Source organism: Pseudomonas mangrovi (assembly GCF_003052585.1).
In the GTDB taxonomy this organism is placed as follows: domain Bacteria; phylum Pseudomonadota; class Gammaproteobacteria; order Pseudomonadales; family Pseudomonadaceae; genus Aquipseudomonas; species Aquipseudomonas mangrovi.
On the sequence record NZ_QASN01000002.1, the window covers coordinates 334891 to 351899 of the forward strand.

A 17009-nucleotide genomic window follows, 5' to 3' on the forward strand; every position below is an offset into this window, starting at 1 on the left:
CGCCGCACCTTCAAGGGCTATTCGCGGATCACGAACAGCTTGGTGACGAACCACTCGGTGCCCTTGTACAGGTAACCGAGCGGCCCGTAGATGGTCCGCGGCTTGGCCGCCTGCTTCTGATAGAGGTCGACGGTCAGGGTGGCCAGTTGGACCTGGTCGCCGAGCAGGCGCAGGCGCGCTTCCATCGAGTCGATCTCCGACTGCAGGCGGTTCAGCTCGGTTTCGATCAGCAGGATGTCCTTGACCTCACGGGCCTTGGCCAGCAGCTCGCGCAGGCGATCACGCAGAGCGCGGTTGTTGGCGAGACGTGTTTCGAGGTCAACGTACTGCTCGGTAACGTCCACTCCCTTCACCTCGCGCGAACGCACCTCGCCCGTCTGCTCCAGGGTATTCAGCGCCGTCTCGAATGCCGCGCTGGGTACCCGGAAGACGAAGCGCCGGCGCTGGCTGCCGTAGTCGCCACGCTCCTCGACGTAGCCGCCAAGGTCCGCCATCTGCGAATCCAGCTGGGCGGCGGCGGCGTTCAGATCCTCCACCTCGATGCCCATCTTTGCGGTCCACACCAGCATCCTTCCGCTCGCCGCCGAGGGTGACGACTGCGCGCCAGCCAAGGGCGCAGGCGCGGACGACCCGGATCCCGGTTCGAAACCGCCCTTTGATGAGCAGCCGGCGAGACCGCCAAGCAACACCAGGCATGCCAGACCAAACCAGTGGCGAAGGTACTGCTTCATCCGTGAATCCTCGAAATGGCGCTCGAACGCGCGGGGCGCTGATGATAGAGCGCGCACGCCCTGATTGACGTGACTTGCGTCGCCGTCCCACTCGCTTTTTTCGACACCCACCTCTGCCACCGGCTTTCCACCAACGCGCCGCTCTGCAACGCGGCTTTTCCACCCGTACGGGTGAAGGTGGCAAATGCCGGTGCCCCGGACAATAGAACGTGCGTCCACCGCTGCAATATCAATTCGCCAGCCCTCAGGAAATACTGTTCCATGAACTGCGCAACCCCAGCCGCTACCCTTCTGCGTCCCGCCGGGCGCATCCGCCAGAAGAACGTCCAGGCGATCATCGCTGCCGCCGAGGTGGAGTTCGCCAGGCACGGCTACAAGGGCACCAGCATGAACGCCATCGCCCTGGCGGCAAATCTGCCCAAGGCGAATCTGCACTATTACTTCAGCAACAAGCTGGGGCTCTACATCGCCGTGCTGAGCAACATCCTCGACCTATGGGACCAGAGTTTCAGCGGACTTGCCGTGGAAGATGATCCGGCCACCGCACTGGCTGCCTATATCCGTACCAAGATGGAGTTCTCCCGGCGCCGCCCGCTCGCCTCGCGGGTCTTCGCCATGGAGATGATCTCCGGTGGCGAGCACCTCAGCAGCCATTTCAACCAGGACTATCTGGACTGGTTCCGCGGCCGAGCCGCCGTTCTCCAGGCCTGGATCGATGCCGGCAAGATGGACCCGGTCGACCCGGTACACCTGATCTTCCTACTCTGGAGCAGCACCCAGCACTACGCCGATTTCACCAGCCAGATCGCTCGTCTCAGCGGGCGCCGGCGTCTCACCCGCGAGGACTACGAGCGCGCCGCCGACAGCCTGGTGCAGCTGATTCTGAAAGGCTGCGGGCTGACGCCGGTGTACTGATTCGGCGATCATCGACGCCCCCTACGCCGGAGACTCACCGATGAAAGCTGTCGCCTACCGCCAGTGCCTGCCCACCAGCGATCCTGCAGCGCTCCTCGATGTCGAGCTGCCCGAGCCCGAACCGGGCACGCGTGACCTGTTGGTGGAGGTACAGGCGATATCGGTCAATCCGGTGGACACCAAGATCCGCCGCAACCAGGCGCCGCCGGCCGGCGAGCTCAAGGTACTGGGCTGGGATGTCGCTGGCGTGGTGAAAGCGGTCGGCAGCGAGGTCAGCCTGTTCCGCCCCGGTGACCGGGTCTACTACGCCGGCGCCATCGACCGGCCCGGTGCCAACAGCGAACTGCATCTGGTCGACGAACGCATCGTCGGGCGTATGCCGCACAGTCTCGACTTCGCTCAGGCGGCGGCACTGCCACTGACCGCCATCACCGCCTGGGAACTGCTGTTCGAACGCCTCGGCGTGACGCCGGAGAGCACGACAGCTGCGGGCTCGCTGCTGATCGTCGGCGCGGCGGGCGGAGTCGGTTCGATCCTCGTCCAGCTTGCCCGTCAACTGACCGGTCTGCAGATCATCGCCACCTGCGGCCGGGCCGAGAGCAGGGAGTGGCTACAGACGCTGGGCGCGCACCTGGTGATCGATCACCGTCGCCCACTGCACGCCGAGCTGCGCGCGCTGGGCATAGATCAGGTGGAGCGGGTCGCCAGCCTGACACACACCGATCAGCACTTCGATCAACTGGTTGAGGCCCTCACGCCGCAAGGCCGCCTGGCGCTGATCGACGACCCTGCGGCGCTGGACATCCTCAAGCTCAAGCGCAAGAGCCTGTCGCTGCACTGGGAGTTCATGTACACCCGTTCGCTGTTCGGCACGCCCGACATGATCGCCCAGCATCATCTGCTCAACCGGGTCGCCGAGCTGATCGACGCCGGCGTGCTGAAGACCACCCTGGCCGCCCACTTCGGACGAATCGAGGCAGCCAACCTGCGCCGCGCCCACGCGCTGCTGGAAAGCGGCACGTCCCGCGGCAAGATCGTCCTGCAAGGATTCTGAGCAACTGCGCCAACGCGACGAGCGGGCATGTCCAGCCGTTGCGCTTGGCGCTCGCCAACCAAATACTGAACGCCGGTTCCGCCAGCGCAAACCAAGGCGCTAGAGCGGCTCCTTTATCACTTAAAACCTGTCGCTATAGTCAAACTAATACTTAGAACTATTTTCATCCTTTTCATTGAAAGGCCTCAACAAGGCTGCTAGCTTCACTGGTCAAGCCAGCACGCACCCACGTGCCGACCAGCCTGTTATTCACTGGCGGCCCCGGCCTCTAGCGCCGTCGCAGCCTGGCCTCGGAAAGTCTTCGTCTCCGAGCCGGAATGCAGGGGTCGTGTGCTGGACAGCTTGGCGAGAATGCGCAGCTTTCGGGTTGTCATTGAAGTCTCGTAGCCTTCTGCCGAAAGCAGAAGGTCGACCACTGTGTTCTCTGACTCTCGGGGTATGGATGCGACCCGATCTTTCCCAACCGCTGCGCCTGAGCTTTTTCTATCTGCTGTTCGGCGCTGCCTGGATCATTGCCAGCGACCGGCTGTTGCTCTGGCTCGGCCTCGATCCGCCAACGCTGAGCGAAATGCAGAGCCTCAAGGGCATGCTGTTCATCGCCTCCAGCGGCATGCTGCTGTTCATCCTCGCGCTACGCCACGAACTCAACCGCCAGCGACATCTGGACAGCCTGGCGCTGAGCAACCGCCAGTTGCTGCAGGCGCAGCGCAACGCCGCGCTGGCCGACTGGAGCTGGTTCAAGGGCTTTCACTGGTCCGCCGCCGCGCTGCGCCTGCTCGGGCAATCCGAAGAGACTCCGCACAGTGGCGATTCCGGCGAGTTTCTCGACTGGCTGCACCCGGCGGACCGCCCGGCGATGGAGCAGTGCCTGCAACTGCTCGCGCGCGGCGAACCCTTTGCCGTGAACGTCCGCCTGCTGCGGCAACGTGCCGGCAGGCCGGTATGGCTGCGGCTGATCGGTGACGCAGAAGGTCCGGGACGCGCGATAGGCACCCTTCAGGACATCAGCCAACAGATGCAGGAGCAGGAGCAGTTGCGCGAGAGCGAACTGCGCCTGCGCCAGCTGTTCGAGCAGACGCCGCACATCGCCGTGCAGGGCTACGATCGGCAGCGCCGGGTGATCTACTGGAACCCCGGCAGCGTGCGCCTGTATGGCTACAGCGCCGAGCAGGCCCTCGGCCAGCGGATGGAAGAGCTGATACTGCCAGCGGAGCGCCACGATTCGATCAGCGGCCAGTTCCTCCACTGGTTCGATCAGGGCACGCCGGGCAGCGCCTGCGAAACCCGCATGCAGCGACACGACGGCAGCCTGGTGCCGGTCTATTCGAGTCAGATCCTGCTGCGCAATCTGCACAACGAATCCGAGCTCTACTGCGTCGACATCGACCTCAGCGAACAGCAGCGCATCCATCTCGACCTGCAACAGAGCGAACAACGCTATCGCGACCTGGTCGAGCACCTTGCGGAAGTCATCTTCCTGACCGATCGCGACCTGCGCCTGAACCTGATCAATCCGGCCTGGGAACGCCTCACCGGGCAGTCCCGACGCCAATCGCTGGGCCAGCCGCTGACCCGCTTCATGCCCGAGGAGGATGCCGCGCTGCTGAGTCGCCAGGCAGCGGCCATCCGCGCGGGCGACCTGCCGCTGTGGCGCGGCGAATGCCGTCTGCTCGATCACGCCGGCAATCCGCGCTGGGTGGAGCTGGCATTGGCTGCGGGCGACGGTCCCGATGCCGGCCTGCGCGGCAGCATCCAGGACATTCACGCCAGACACCACGCACGCAAGCTGCAACAGGCGCGCAATGCGGTGCTCGACGAAGTGCTGGGTCAGCTGCCGCTGACCAGCATCCTCGAAGGTATCGCCCGGCGCCTCGAGGAGCTGATGCCCGAGCTGCGCGTGTCCATCGCGCTGCTCGACGACGATGGACAGTTGCGTCTCGCCGCGGCACCGAGCATGCCGGAGGGATTCGCCAGTGCCTTCGAACGCCTCGGCCCACGCGGTCTCTGCACCCAGGCCCTGAGTAGCGGTGGGCCGCTGGCAATCAGTGACCTGCAGACCGGTGACCCGGAAGTCGCCAGCATGGCCGGCCGCGCCGGCTTTGCCTCCTGCTGGTCGCTGCCATTTCGCGACGACACCGACGCCCTGCTCGGCACCTTTGCCGTCTACATGCGCAAGCGCGGCGAGCCCGACGAGGAATCGGTCGCGCTGCTCACCGAGTTCACCCGGCTGGCTGGCCTGGCGATCCAGCAGCAGCAGCGCGAGCAGGCACGCCTGGAGAGCGAACAGCGCTTTCGCGCGACATTCGAGCAGGCCGCGGTCGGTATCGCCCAGCTGTCGCCGGACGGCCACTGGTTACGGGTCAACGAGCGCATGTGCCAGATGCTCGGCTACTCGCGCGAAGCGCTGCTGCAATCCACCTATCAGGAGCTTTCCTGCCAGGAGGACCTGCCGGAAGAAATGCGCCAGGCGGCACGCATCCTCGTCGGCGAGATCGACTCCTATCGACTGGAAAAGCGCTTCCTGCGCGAGCACGGCGCGCTGCTCTGGGCCCGACTGAACGTCACCCTGGTCCGCGATGACCAGCGCAAGCCGCTGTACTTCGTGGTGGTCATCGAAGACATCAGCCTGCGCAAGGAGCAGGAACAGGCGCTGCAACAGGCCGCGACCGTGTTCGACAGTACCCATGAAGCGGTCGCCATCGTCGATGCCCGACGGCGCATTCTCACCAGCAACCCGGCATTCTGCGACATCACCGGGATGGACCCGCAACAGACCTTCGGCCAGCGCCTGAGCCTGACCCTGCAAGGCAGCGAGGATCGGGCGCGCTATCGCGAGCTCTGGCACAGCCTGCTGGCGGAAGGTCGCTGGCAGGGTGAGCTGACCACCCGCAAGAACGACGGCACCCTGCTGCCCTTGTGGCTGACCGCCAGCCGGGTGCGCGACGGCGACCCGGAAACCCCGCAGTACGTGCTGATCTTCAGCGACCTGAGCCAGACCAAGGAAAGCCAGGCACGCCTGGCGCAGCTGGCCAACTTCGACCCGCTGACCGGCCTGCCGAACCGCCTGTTCGCCATGAATCGCCTGTCCCACGCCCTCGACCACGCCCGCCGGCGCAACGAGAAGCTGGCCGTGCTGCTGGTCGATCTGGATGACTTCAAAACGGTCAACGACGGCCTGGGTCTGCCGGTCGGTGACGAGCTGCTGATCGGCGTATCCCGCCGCCTGCAGGAGCGCCTGCGCTGCGAGGACACCCTGGCGCGCTTCGGCGGTGACGAGTTCATGGTCATCCTCGAAGACATCCCCAGCCCCGAGGAGGCGGCGCTGATCGCCCGCGCCCTGCTCAACCTGTTCGAGACCCCGCTGTCCCTGAGCGATGGCCGCGAGGCCTATCTGGGCGGCTGCATCGGCATCAGCGTCTACCCCAACGATGGCTTCGGCGGCGAAGAACTGATTCGTAACGCCGACGCGGCGCTCAACCAGGCCAAGGCCGAAGGGCGCAACAGCTATCGCTACTACACCCAGGCGCTGACCGAGCGCGCCAACCTGCGCCTGACGCTCGAAGCGCGCCTGCGCAAGGCCCTGCGCCAGGGCGAGTTCTGCCTGCACTACCAGCCGTTGATCGACGTCGCCAGCGGCGAAGCATTCGGTGTCGAGGCGCTGCTGCGCTGGGAAAGCGAGGACGGTACCGTCTCGCCCAGCGACTTCATCCCCATGGCGGAGGAAACCGGGCTGATCATCCCGATCGGTGCCTGGGTGCTGCGCGAGGCCTGTCGCCAGGCACAGATCTGGCGCCGCGAAGGATTGCCGCTGCAGACCCTGGCGGTGAACCTGTCACCGCGCCAGTTCCGCAAGGCCGATCTGCTCGGCCAGGTGCGCGAGGCGCTGCGCATGAGTGGCCTGCCGGCACATTGCCTGGAACTGGAAATCACCGAAGGCGCGCTGGTCGACGATGTCGAGCAGGCGCGCGCGACCCTGGCCACCCTGAAGCAGCTCGGCGTGCAGCTGGCAGTGGACGATTTCGGCACCGGCTACTCATCGCTCGGCTACCTGCGCAGTTTCCCGCTGGACAAGCTAAAGATCGACCAGAGCTTCATGCGCGGCGTCCCCGAGGACCGCGGCAATCTGGAGATCGTCTCTACCATCATCGGTCTGGCGCGCAATCTGGAACTGAAGATACTCGCCGAAGGCGTGGAAACCCCGGAGCAGCTTGCCACCCTGCGTCAACTGGGCTGCGAGCAGTGCCAGGGCTATCTGTTCAGTCGTGCGCTGCCGCCGGAGGCACTGCCCGGCTGCTGGAACGAGCTGCCGGCCAGGCAGGAAAAACCGCAGCGCAGCTGAACCCCGCGCAACGGCCAGTTGAATTGATCCGGATCACGGATCCTTCATGGCAGGGGACTAGAGTAGAACCTCCCACCGAGGAGGTGACGTCGATGAAAGTGCTTCTACGCAAGGCTTCGCAGGGTGATGGCTGGCAGGTTCTGCTGGATCGCCACCGCGTCAGTTTCCGCAGCGAAGAGGAGGCGCGGGCCTTCCTGGCGACCTTGCAGGCGCGCCTGCAGGCGCCGCACCCACTGCCCTGGCAGGAGCGCCAGGCCGGCTGACCGGTCTCAGACCGTCGCCGTCCGGGCCGCCCGCCATAGCGTCAGCAACGCCGCCAGCAAGGACGCCGCCGCGCACAAGGCGATGGCCAGGCTCATCGGCAGCGCGCTGCCGTCATGGAAGAACGCCACCAGCGCAGCCACCGGTGCAGCAATGCCGAACTGCAGAAAGCCCAGCAGCGCCGAGGCGCTGCCGGCATGACTGGCCTGCCCGGCCATCGCACAGGCGCTGGCATTGGGAATGATGCAACCCAGGCTGGCCAAGCAGATGAACAGGGGCGGCAGCAGTGGCCAGAAGCTCGCCCGCTGCGACCAGGTCAGCGCTACCAGCACTGCGGCGAACAGCAGATAGGCCGCCACCGTGCGCGGCAACAGAAAGGCCGGGCCGTGCCGCCTGACCAGTTGCGCGTTGACCTGGGCCATCAGGATGAATCCCGCCGCGTTGGCGCCGAACAGCCAGCCATAGCTGGATTCGCTGATGCCATAGAGCTCGATGAAGACGAATGGCGAGGCGGTGATGTAGGCGAACATGCCAGCCATGGCAAAGGCACCGGTCAGTGCATGCCCCATGAATTCGCCCTCCCCCAGCAGCCGACGATAGTGGGCGAACGCTCCGCTCAGCGGCGCAGGCACCTCGCCGGCAGGAAAGCTCTCCGGCAGCCAGAGCCATACCGCCAGTAGACACAGGGCGGAAAACAGCGCCAGACCGATGAAGATCGATTGCCAGCCGAGCACCTGGAGCATCAGGCCGCCGGCCGCCGGAGCCAGGATTGGCGCCACCCCCATCACCAGCATCAGCTGCGAGAAGACCCGCGCGGTATTCAGTGGGTCGCACAGGTCACGTACCACCGCGCGCGCGATGACCATGCCGGCGCAACCGCCGAGGGCCTGGACGAAGCGCGCGCCGATCAACCAGTCGAGGCTGGGCGCCAGGGCGCAGCCCAGCGAGGCCAGAGTAAATAGCGTGATGCCCGCCAGCAGCGGCGGCCGCCGGCCGAAGCGGTCGGCCAGCGGGCCGTAGATCAGCTGACCCAGGGCAATGCCGACGAAGTACGCCGACAGCGACAACTGCACCTGATCGACATCGGTACCGAACGCGCGCGCCAGCGCGGGGAACGCCGGCAGGTAGAAGTCGATGGCCAGCGGGCCGAAAGCCGTCAGTGCACCGAGGATCAGCAGCAGGCGAAGGGTCATGGGCGATCCGGTGTTCTTTGGTTCATAAACGGTCTCGGCAAAGGCTCATCGATCATCGGAATGCGCCTCGCAGGCGCCCTGGCCTAACCTCCGCAGGCTGGCGCCGAGCGTCGCGAGGCCCAACGGACAACTGCGCAAAGATCCCTGCGGAGCGGCTTTCATCCATCCCGCGAGGAACTGGCCCCGGTATGTATCGGCGGCATGCTGTTGGGCCTTGCGGCCCAACCTACGGTGCGGCGCGACGACGACGCAGGCGCTCCGTGCCCTTCTCGACCAACTCGTAGAACATCGGCACGAACAGCATCGCCAATACGGTCGCGGCGATCATCCCGCCGATCACCCCGGTGCCGATGGAGTGGCGGCTGGCCGAACCGGCCCCTGAACTGATGGCCAGCGGTACCACGCCGAGAATGAACGCCAGCGACGTCATCACGATCGGACGGAAACGCAGCCGCGCCGCGTCCAGCGCCGCCTCACGGATGCCCAGCCCTTCGCTGCGCCGCAGCACGGCGAACTCCACCAGCAGGATCGCGTTCTTCGCGCCCAGGCCGATCAGCGTCACCAGACCGACCTGGAAATACACGTCGTTGGCGATGCCGCGCAGCCAGATCGCCAGAATCGCGCCGAACACCGCGAAGGGCACCGCGGTGATCACCGCGATCGGCAGGGTCCAGCGCTCGTACATCGCGGCGAGAATCAGGAAGACCATGATCAGGCCGAAGATGAACGCGGTGTTGCCGGTGCCCTGGGTGGCCACCTCCTGGAACGCCGAGCCGGTCCAGGCCAGCGAATAGTCGCTGCCGAGCACCTGATCGGCGACCTCGCGCGCGGCCTGCAGCGCCTGGCCGGAGCTGTAGCCGGGCGCCGGGCTGCCCATCACCTTGGCCGCCGGATAGACGTTGAAGCGCTCGTAGGTATCCGGCCCGAGCACCCGATTGACCTTGACCAGCGAGCTGAGCGGGATCATTTCCCCGGTACTGGAGCGCACGAACACCTGATTCAGGTCCTCCGGCTTGCGGCGGAACTCCGCTTCCGACTGCATGCTTACCTGATAGGTACGTCCGAACAGGGTGAAGTCATTGACGTAGAAGCTGCCGAAAGTGCTCTGCATGGCGGTGAAAACATCGTTCACCGGCACGCCCAGGGCACGCGCCTTGTTACGGTCCAGGTCGACGAAGTACTGCGGAATGCTGGCGTCGAAGGTCGTCCGCACGCCATCCAGCTCCGGCCGCTTGGCCGCTTCCTCGACGAACTTCTGGCTGATCTCGGCCAGCGCCGCGGTGCCCTGGGCGGCGCGGTCCTGGATATAGGCCTCGAAACCACCGGTGGTACTCATGCCGGAAATCGGCGGCGGGTTGAAGGCCATGACCATGGCGTTGCGCCGGGTCTCCTCGGAGCCCATCTCACCCACCGCGTGGGTGAAGTTGCGCGCATCCAGCTCGGCGCTCTTGCGCTCGCTCCAGTCCTTGAGCGGGATGAACGACACCCCGGCGTTGGAGCGCTGGCCGAACGAAAGCACGTCGAAGCCGGCGAACGTCACCACGTTGGCTACCGCTTCATGCTCGAGCAACTGCTCGGTCACGTCGCTGGTGACTTTCTGGGTCCGTGTCAGTGACGCGGCTGGCTGCAGGTAGTAGGCCGCGATCACGTAGCCCTGGTCTTCCTCGGGCACCAGCGCCGAGGGCACGCGGGTGAAGATCCAGGCGGTCACGCCGATCATGCCGATGAACAGCAGCAGGCCGAGCAGCACGCGCTTGAGCAGGAAGCGCACGCCGACGCTGTAGCCGGCGGTGATCCGATCGAACTGGCGGTTGAACCAGCGGAACGGCGCTGCCGGCTCATGTTCGCCGGGCTTGAGCATGACCGCGCAAAGCGCCGGGCTCAGGGTCAGCGCGACGATGCCGGAGATGATCACCGAGATCGCGATGGTCATCGCGAACTGGCGGTACATCTGCCCGGCAAGACCGTCCATCAGCGCCACCGGGACGAACACCGCGCAGAGCACCAGCACGATCGAGATGATCGGCCCGGTGACTTCATCCATCGCCTTGATCGCCGCTTCGCGCGGGCCGAGCTTTTCGGTACGCATCACCCGCTCGACGTTCTCGATCACCACGATGGCGTCATCCACCACGATGCCGATGGCCAGCACCAGCCCGAACAGCGTCAGCAGGTTGATCGAGAAGCCCATCATGTACATGCCGGCAAAGGTGCCGACCAGCGACACCGGGATCGCCAGCACCGGAATCAGCGTCGCGCGCCAGTTCTGCAGGAACAGGAAGACCACCAGCACCACCAGCAGCATGGCCTCGAAGAAGGTCTTCACGACCTCGCTGATCGAGGCCTCGACGAACTTGGTGGTGTCATAGGGAATGCGGTAGTCGACCCCCTCGGGGAAACGGGCGGACATCTCCTCCATCGCCTTGCGCACGTTCTCTGCCGTCTCCAGGGCATTGGCCCCAGGCTGCAGGAAAATGCCGAACGCCGCGGCCGGCTTGCCGTTCAGCGTGGCCTGGAAGGCGTAATCCTTGGCGCCGAGCTCGACCCGGGCGACATCCTTCAGCCGCAGGCTGGCGCCATTGGCATCGGTGCGCAGAAGGATGTTCTCGAACTCGGCGACATCGGCGAAACGTCCCAGGGTGGTCACCGAATAGGTGAACTCCTGCTCCGCGCCCATCGGCTGCTGGCCGAAGCTGCCGGCGGCGAATTGCGAGTTCTGGGTGCCGATGGCCTGGGCCACGTCGCTCGGCGTCATGCCGTACTGGGCCAGTTTGTCCGGGCGCAGCCAGATGCGCATGGAGTAGTCCTTGGCGCCGAACTGGCTGGCATCACCGACGCCGGGCAGGCGCTTGATCTCGTCGATGACGTTGACCAGCGCGTAGTTGCTGAGGAACACCGGATCGCGCGAGCCATCCGGGGAATACATGTTGACCACCTGCAGGATCGCCGCCGAGCGCTTCTGCACCTGCACGCCCTGCCGGCGCACTTCCTCGGGCAGCTTGGCGAGTGCCGCGGAGACCCGGTTGTTGACGTCGATGGTGGCCTGGTCCGGGTCGGTGCCGACCTGGAACGACACGGTGATCCGCAGCGTGCCGCTGCTGGAGGCCACCGAGTTCTGGTAAAGCATGTTCGGCACGCCGTTGATCTGCTGCTCCAGCGGCGCCGCGACCGTGCTGGCGATCACCTCCGAGCTGGCGCCCGGATAGGCGGCGCTGACCACCACCTGGGGCGGAACGATGTCCGGGTACTGGGCGATCGGCAGACCGCGCATGGCGATCAGGCCGGCGATGGCGATGATGATCGACAGCACACCGGCGAATACCGGTCGGTCGATGAAGTAGCGCGCGATCACTGGGCAGCCTCCGGGGCGCTGACCACCTTGACCGGCGCACCCGGCATCACCTTGGGCAGACCCTCGACGATCACCTGGTCACCGGCCTTGAGCCCTTCCAGGATCAGCCAGCGCTGGTTGGCCGTGGTGCCGGTCTTTACCAGCCGTTCCTCGGCCTTGCCCTGCGCGTTCACCAGCATCACCGCGGTGCCGCGCAAACTCTGCACCACCGCCCGCTCCGGCACCGCGATGGCTGCCGGGTAGATCAGGCCGATGACCTGCGCGCGGACGAACTGGCCGGGCAGCAACACCTGCTCGGGATTCTCCACCACGGCGCGCGCGCTGACGGTGCCGGTGCCGCGGGTGATCAGGCTGTCGGTGAAGTCGACCCGTCCCTTGTGCGGATAACGCTCGCCATTGCCCAACTCCAGCTCGACGGTCAGTTTGCCGTCTTCAGGCATGCGCAGATGCCCTTCCTGCAGATCGGCGCGCAGACGTTCGAGCACCTGATCGGGGTAGGCGAAGTTGACGTACACCGGGTCGAGCTGGGTGATCTGGGTCAGCAGGCTGGAATTCGGGTCGCCGGCCACCATCAGGCTGCCCTCGGAGCGGGTCTCCTTGCTGGTGATACCGGAGATCGGCGCCTTGACCGTGGTGTAGTCCAGGTCGATCTGGCGCGACTGCAGCTCGGCCTCGGCGGCCTGGATGTTGGCCCGGCTCTGCTCGTAGCTGGAAATGGCGTTGTCCAGCTCGCTCTCGCTGGCGAAGCCCTTGGCCTGCAGCTCGCGGATGCGCTTGAGGTTGCGCTCGGCCTGGCGGTAGCGCGCCTGCTCCTGGGCCAGCGCGGCACGCGCACGACTCAGCGCCGCCTGATAAGTGCGCGGATCGATGCGGAACAGCACCTGGCCCTTCTGCACCTGGCTGCCTTCCTCGTAGGTACGCTCCTGCAGGATGCCGCTGACCTGCGCGCGCACCTCGACCTCACGGTAGCCGGACGCGCGTGCGGGAAACTCCAGGGCCAACGGGAAATCGGCCACCTTTACCGTTTCCACGGTGACCTCGGCCGGCTGGTCGTTGCCAGGCGGCGCGGCCTGGACGAGCAGCGGCGCCAGACCGAACGAGGCGAACAACAACGAAATGACGATACGAGCGGGCAACATGAACGGTCTCCGGCGGACGCAGGCAGCAGGCGGGATGTGAAGCAGGCTATCGAAGTTGGCGATGCTACTTACATTCATGAACGTTTGTAAATAAGATACGCGCCCCTTGATGGCCTTTTTGCGTCATCCCGAGCCCATCCAGAGACCACGGAATCCGCCATGCGCCGAACCAAGGAAGACGCCGAGAAGACCCGCGCCGCGATCCTGCTCGCCGCCGAGGTGCTGTTCCTGGAGAAGGGCGTGGCGCATACCACGCTGGAACAGATCGCCCGGCACGCCGGCGTCACCCGCGGCGCAGTCTATTGGCACTTTCGCAACAAGGCCGACCTGTTCCACGCCATGATCAGCCAGGTCCGCCTGCCACCCGAGCAGCTCACCGAACGGCTGCGCAGTTGCGACCGCGAACAGCCGCTGCGTCCGCTGCGCGATCTGTGCATAGAGGCCATCGAGAACCTGGCCCGCGCCGAACAGCGACGTCGAATCTTCACCATCCTGCTGCACCGCTGCGAATTCACCGATGAGCTGCGCGAAGCCGAAGAACGCCACAACGCGTTCATTGCCAGCTTCATCGAACTCAGCGAACAACTCTTCGAGTGCGTCCACCGCCAGGGCCAGCTACACCCGGCCGTCACCCCGCACCAGGCGGCTCAGGCGCTGCACGGCCTGATCCTCGGCCTGTTCAGCGACTGGACCCGCGACCCCAGCCAGTTCGATCCGCTGACCGATACCAGCAGCCTGATCGACGCGCTGTTCCGCGGCCTGGTGCGCGACTGGAACCCGGCTGTGGACGCTCAGGCCACCGCCACCTCATAGCCCTCGGCGCGGATCGCCTGCGCGGCCTGCTCTTCGGAAAACAGCCCCTGTGTGCGCACCTCGCCATTGGCCAGATCGACCTGTACCTGCGCCGACGGGTCCAGCGTCTGCAGCGCCCGCGTCACCGCCGCCACGCAATGCCCACAGTTCATGCCCTGCACCTTGAATTTCATCATCTGCTTGTCTCCTCGAAGTGAAGTCGCAGTCTCGTCCCTGCCCGCGTGGCAAGGTCAAGCATAGCGGGCAGGTTCCGAATGACTGGACGACGCCGCTTGACCTTGACCACGGGTCAAGGTTGATGATCAGCAAACCGTCCTCCTGGAGCCCTGCCCCATGAACCAGACAAGCGATCAGTCCTTTCGGTTGCCCATTCAGGGTATGACCTGCGCCAGTTGTGCCGGCCGCATCGAGCGGGCCTTGGTCGGACTTGCCGGGGTGAACAGCGTGCAGGTCAATCTGGCCAGCGACAGCGTGACCCTGCGAGCGCCGGCCGATGCCCTGCCCCGCCTGGTAGAGGCCGTGCGAGAAGCCGGCTACCAGGTGCCGGTCGAAGAGCGCGAGCTGCGCATCGAGAAGATGACCTGCGCCAGCTGCAGCGGCCGGGTCGAGCGGGCGCTGGCCAAGCTTCCCGGCGTACTGGAAGTCTCGGTCAACCTGGCCAGCGAGAAGGCCCGGGTACGCGTGCTCGCCGGGACCTCCGACGCGGCGCTGGAAAAAGCCGTGGCCGACGCCGGTTACCAGGCCCGAGCACTGGCCGGCGACAAGCCGGACGCAGCCGGCCAGGCGCTCCGCCGCGAGCGCCTCGCGGTCCTGCTCGCCCTGCTGCTCGCCGCCCCGCTGGTGTTGCCGATGCTGGCCAGCCCCTTTGGTCTGCACTGGATGCTGCCGGCCTGGCTGCAGGCACTGCTGGCCACCCCGGTGCAGTTCATTCTCGGCGCACGCTTCTATGTCGCCGGCTGGAAGGCGCTGCGCAACCGCGCCGGCAACATGGACCTGCTGGTGGCCATCGGCACCAGCGCCGGCTACGGACTGAGCCTGTACCTGTGGTGGCAGAGCCCGGCGGGGGTGATGCCGCACCTGTACTTCGAGGCCTCGGCGGTGGTGATCGCTCTGGTCCTGCTGGGCAAATATCTGGAAAGCCGCGCCAAGCGCCAGACCGGTTCGGCGATCCGCGCGCTGCAGGCGCTGCGCCCGGAACGCGCGGTGCGCCTGGGGGAGATGGGCGAGGAGCAGGTCAGCATCGCCGATCTGCGCCTGGGCGACGTGCTGGTGGTGCGGCCCGGCGAGCGCTTCCCCGCCGATGGCGAGGTCATCGAGGGTGAAAGCCAGGCCGACGAAGCACTGCTGACCGGCGAGAGCCTGCCGGTCAGCAAGACCCCAGGCGAGCGCATAACCGGTGGCGCGATCAACGGCGACGGCCGCCTGCTGGTGCGCACCACGGCACTGGGTGCGGAGACCGTACTGTCACGGATCATCCGCCTGGTCGAGGACGCCCAGGCCGCCAAGGCACCGATCCAGAAACTGGTGGATCGGGTCAGCGCAGTCTTCGTCCCGGTGGTGCTGGTCATTGCCCTGGCCACCCTGGCCGGCTGGCTGCTGGCCGGCGCGGCGGCGGAAGTCGCATTGATCAACGCGGTGACCGTACTGGTGATCGCCTGTCCCTGTGCACTGGGTCTGGCGACACCGGCGGCGATCATGACCGGGACCGGCGTCGCCGCCCGCCACGGCATCCTGATCCGCGATGCCGAAGCCCTGGAGCTCGCCCACGGCGTGACCCGCGTGGCTTTCGACAAGACCGGCACCCTGACTTCGGGGCGACCGCAACTGATCCACCTGCACGCCATCGAGACTGACGAACAAGGCCTGCTGCGCGACGCCGGCGCCCTGCAACGTGGCAGCGAGCATCCATTGGCCAGTGCCCTGCTGGGCTATTGCGCCGAGCGCGGCATACGCCCGCCGGATATCCACGACAGCCAGGCACTGGCCGGCCGCGGCATCGCCGGGCGCCTGGGCGAGCGCCGCCTGGCACTGGGCAATCGCCGCCTGCTGGATGAGCAGCAGCTGGGCAGCGGCCCGGCGCAGGCGCAGGCCCTGGCGCAACAGTGGGAGGCCGAGGGCCGCACCCTGTCCTGGCTGATGGAGCTTTCGCCTGCCCCCCGGGTACTCGGCCTGTTCGCCTTCGGCGACAGCATCAAGCCGGGCGCCGCCGCGGCCCTCGCCCAGCTTGCCGAGCGCGGCATCGAGTGCCATCTGATCAGTGGCGACAACCAGGGCAGCGTCGCCAGCGTCGGCGCCGCGCTGGGCATCAGCCAGTTGCACGCCCAGGTACTGCCAGGCGACAAGGCACGCCTGGTCGGTGAACTGCGCAACGACGGCGCGGTGGTGGCGATGGTCGGCGACGGCGTCAACGATGCCCCGGCGCTGGCCGCCGCGGATGTGGGCATCGCCATGGGTAGCGGCACCGATGTCGCCATGCAGGCCGCCGGCATCACGCTGATGCGCGGCGACCCGCGCCTGGTGCCGGCGGCGCTGGAGATCAGCCGGCGCACCTACGCGAAGATCCGCCAGAACCTGTTCTGGGCTTTTATCTACAATCTGGTCGGCATTCCGCTGGCGGCCTTCGGCGTGCTCAACCCGGTATTCGCTGGCGCCGCCATGGCCCTGTCGAGCGTCAGCGTGGTGAGCAACGCGCTGTTGCTCAAGCGCTGGCGGCCGAACCTGCAGCCCGAGGAGAACCAACGATGAACATCGGCCAGGCATCCCGGCGCAGTGGCCTGTCAGCGAAGATGCTGCGCTATTACGAGAGTATCGGCCTGTTGGCGCCGGCCAGCCGCGGTGAGAACGGCTATCGGCGCTACAGCGAGGATGACATCCATCGCCTGGCCTTCATCAAGCGCTCGCGCGACCTGGGGTTTTCGCTGGAGGAAGTCGGCCGGCTGCTGGCCCTGTGGCATGACCGCCAGCGTGCCAGCGCCGACGTCAAGGCGCTGGCGGCCAGCCACGTCACGGCACTGGAGCAGCGCATCCGCGAATTGAGCGAGTTGCGCGATACCTTGCAGGGCCTGGTCGACAGTTGCCACGGTGATGAACGCCCCGACTGCCCGATCCTCAGCACCCTGGGCAATACCGACTGCTGTGGCGATACACCGGATCAGCAGCCACGGGCATCAGCCGAAAGACCTTAGCCGCCGTTCGACGAAGAGTCCCGGCGA

General features: G+C 66.3%; 12 protein-coding genes. 7 read left to right on the forward strand and 5 right to left on the reverse strand.

Going from position 1 to position 17009, the window contains the following annotated elements; all coding sequences use genetic code 11:
* Positions 1 to 17: 17 nt before the first annotated feature.
* On the reverse strand, positions 18 to 569 hold the full coding sequence (locus tag DBO85_RS01640; RefSeq protein WP_158268861.1) for a DUF4349 domain-containing protein: 552 nt from the start codon (positions 567 to 569) through the stop codon (positions 18 to 20).
* Positions 570 to 992: 423 nt separating this feature from the next.
* Between DBO85_RS01640 and DBO85_RS01650 the strand changes: the two genes are divergently transcribed.
* The 4 genes from DBO85_RS01650 to DBO85_RS19285 all read left to right on the forward strand — a co-directional run bounded on the left by DBO85_RS01650 (position 993) and on the right by DBO85_RS19285 (position 7302).
* Complete coding sequence (locus tag DBO85_RS01650) at positions 993 to 1646, forward strand: TetR/AcrR family transcriptional regulator (RefSeq protein ID WP_108104638.1); 654 nt, start codon at positions 993 to 995, stop codon at positions 1644 to 1646.
* A gap of 40 nt (positions 1647 to 1686) precedes the next feature.
* The gene (locus tag DBO85_RS01655; RefSeq protein WP_108104640.1) at positions 1687 to 2700 is read left to right on the forward strand and encodes a zinc-binding alcohol dehydrogenase family protein; all 1014 of its coding nucleotides are present in this window, start codon (positions 1687 to 1689) and stop codon (positions 2698 to 2700) included.
* A gap of 442 nt (positions 2701 to 3142) precedes the next feature.
* On the forward strand, positions 3143 to 7039 hold the full coding sequence (locus DBO85_RS01660; RefSeq protein WP_108104642.1) for a PAS domain S-box protein: 3897 nt from the start codon (positions 3143 to 3145) through the stop codon (positions 7037 to 7039).
* 92 nt (positions 7040 to 7131) lie between these two features.
* The gene (locus DBO85_RS19285) at positions 7132 to 7302 is read left to right on the forward strand and encodes a hypothetical protein (RefSeq protein ID WP_177429718.1); all 171 of its coding nucleotides are present in this window, start codon (positions 7132 to 7134) and stop codon (positions 7300 to 7302) included.
* Between the two features lie 6 nt (positions 7303 to 7308).
* Here the strand turns inward: DBO85_RS19285 and DBO85_RS01665 are convergent, their stop codons facing one another.
* The 3 genes from DBO85_RS01665 to DBO85_RS01675 all read right to left on the reverse strand — a co-directional run bounded on the left by DBO85_RS01665 (position 7309) and on the right by DBO85_RS01675 (position 12984).
* Positions 7309 to 8493, reverse strand: coding sequence for a Bcr/CflA family multidrug efflux MFS transporter (locus DBO85_RS01665; protein ID WP_108104644.1), 1185 nt, complete (start codon positions 8491 to 8493; stop codon positions 7309 to 7311).
* 226 nt (positions 8494 to 8719) lie between these two features.
* A complete protein-coding gene (locus tag DBO85_RS01670) occupies positions 8720 to 11845 on the reverse strand; it encodes an efflux RND transporter permease subunit (RefSeq protein ID WP_108104646.1) in 3126 nt (1041 codons plus the stop codon).
* A complete protein-coding gene (locus DBO85_RS01675; protein WP_108104648.1) occupies positions 11842 to 12984 on the reverse strand; it encodes an efflux RND transporter periplasmic adaptor subunit in 1143 nt (380 codons plus the stop codon). Before DBO85_RS01675 ends, DBO85_RS01670 begins: the two co-directional genes overlap by 4 nt.
* A 159-nt stretch (positions 12985 to 13143) precedes the next feature.
* Here DBO85_RS01675 and DBO85_RS01680 point away from each other — a divergent pair, with 159 nt between their 5' ends.
* Positions 13144 to 13797 carry a TetR family transcriptional regulator gene (locus DBO85_RS01680; protein ID WP_108104650.1) on the forward strand — a complete coding sequence of 218 codons (654 nt, stop codon included), beginning with the start codon at positions 13144 to 13146 and terminating at the stop codon, positions 13795 to 13797.
* On the opposite strand, the gene DBO85_RS01685 is transcribed toward DBO85_RS01680, so the two are convergent.
* Positions 13776 to 13973, reverse strand: a complete 198-nt coding sequence (locus DBO85_RS01685) for a heavy-metal-associated domain-containing protein (protein WP_108104652.1) — start codon at positions 13971 to 13973, stop codon at positions 13776 to 13778. The two genes, DBO85_RS01680 and DBO85_RS01685, sit on opposite strands and share 22 nt — an antisense overlap.
* 157 nt (positions 13974 to 14130) lie before the next feature.
* Here DBO85_RS01685 and DBO85_RS01690 point away from each other — a divergent pair, with 157 nt between their 5' ends.
* Together DBO85_RS01690 and cueR are read left to right on the forward strand one after the other, a co-directional pair.
* Positions 14131 to 16542 (forward strand): heavy metal translocating P-type ATPase, encoded by a 2412-nt coding sequence (locus DBO85_RS01690; RefSeq protein ID WP_108104654.1) that lies wholly within the window; start codon positions 14131 to 14133, stop codon positions 16540 to 16542.
* Positions 16539 to 16982, forward strand: a complete 444-nt coding sequence (gene cueR, locus DBO85_RS01695; protein ID WP_108104656.1) for a Cu(I)-responsive transcriptional regulator — start codon at positions 16539 to 16541, stop codon at positions 16980 to 16982. Before DBO85_RS01690 ends, cueR begins: the two co-directional genes overlap by 4 nt.
* Positions 16983 to 17009 lie beyond the last annotated feature (27 nt).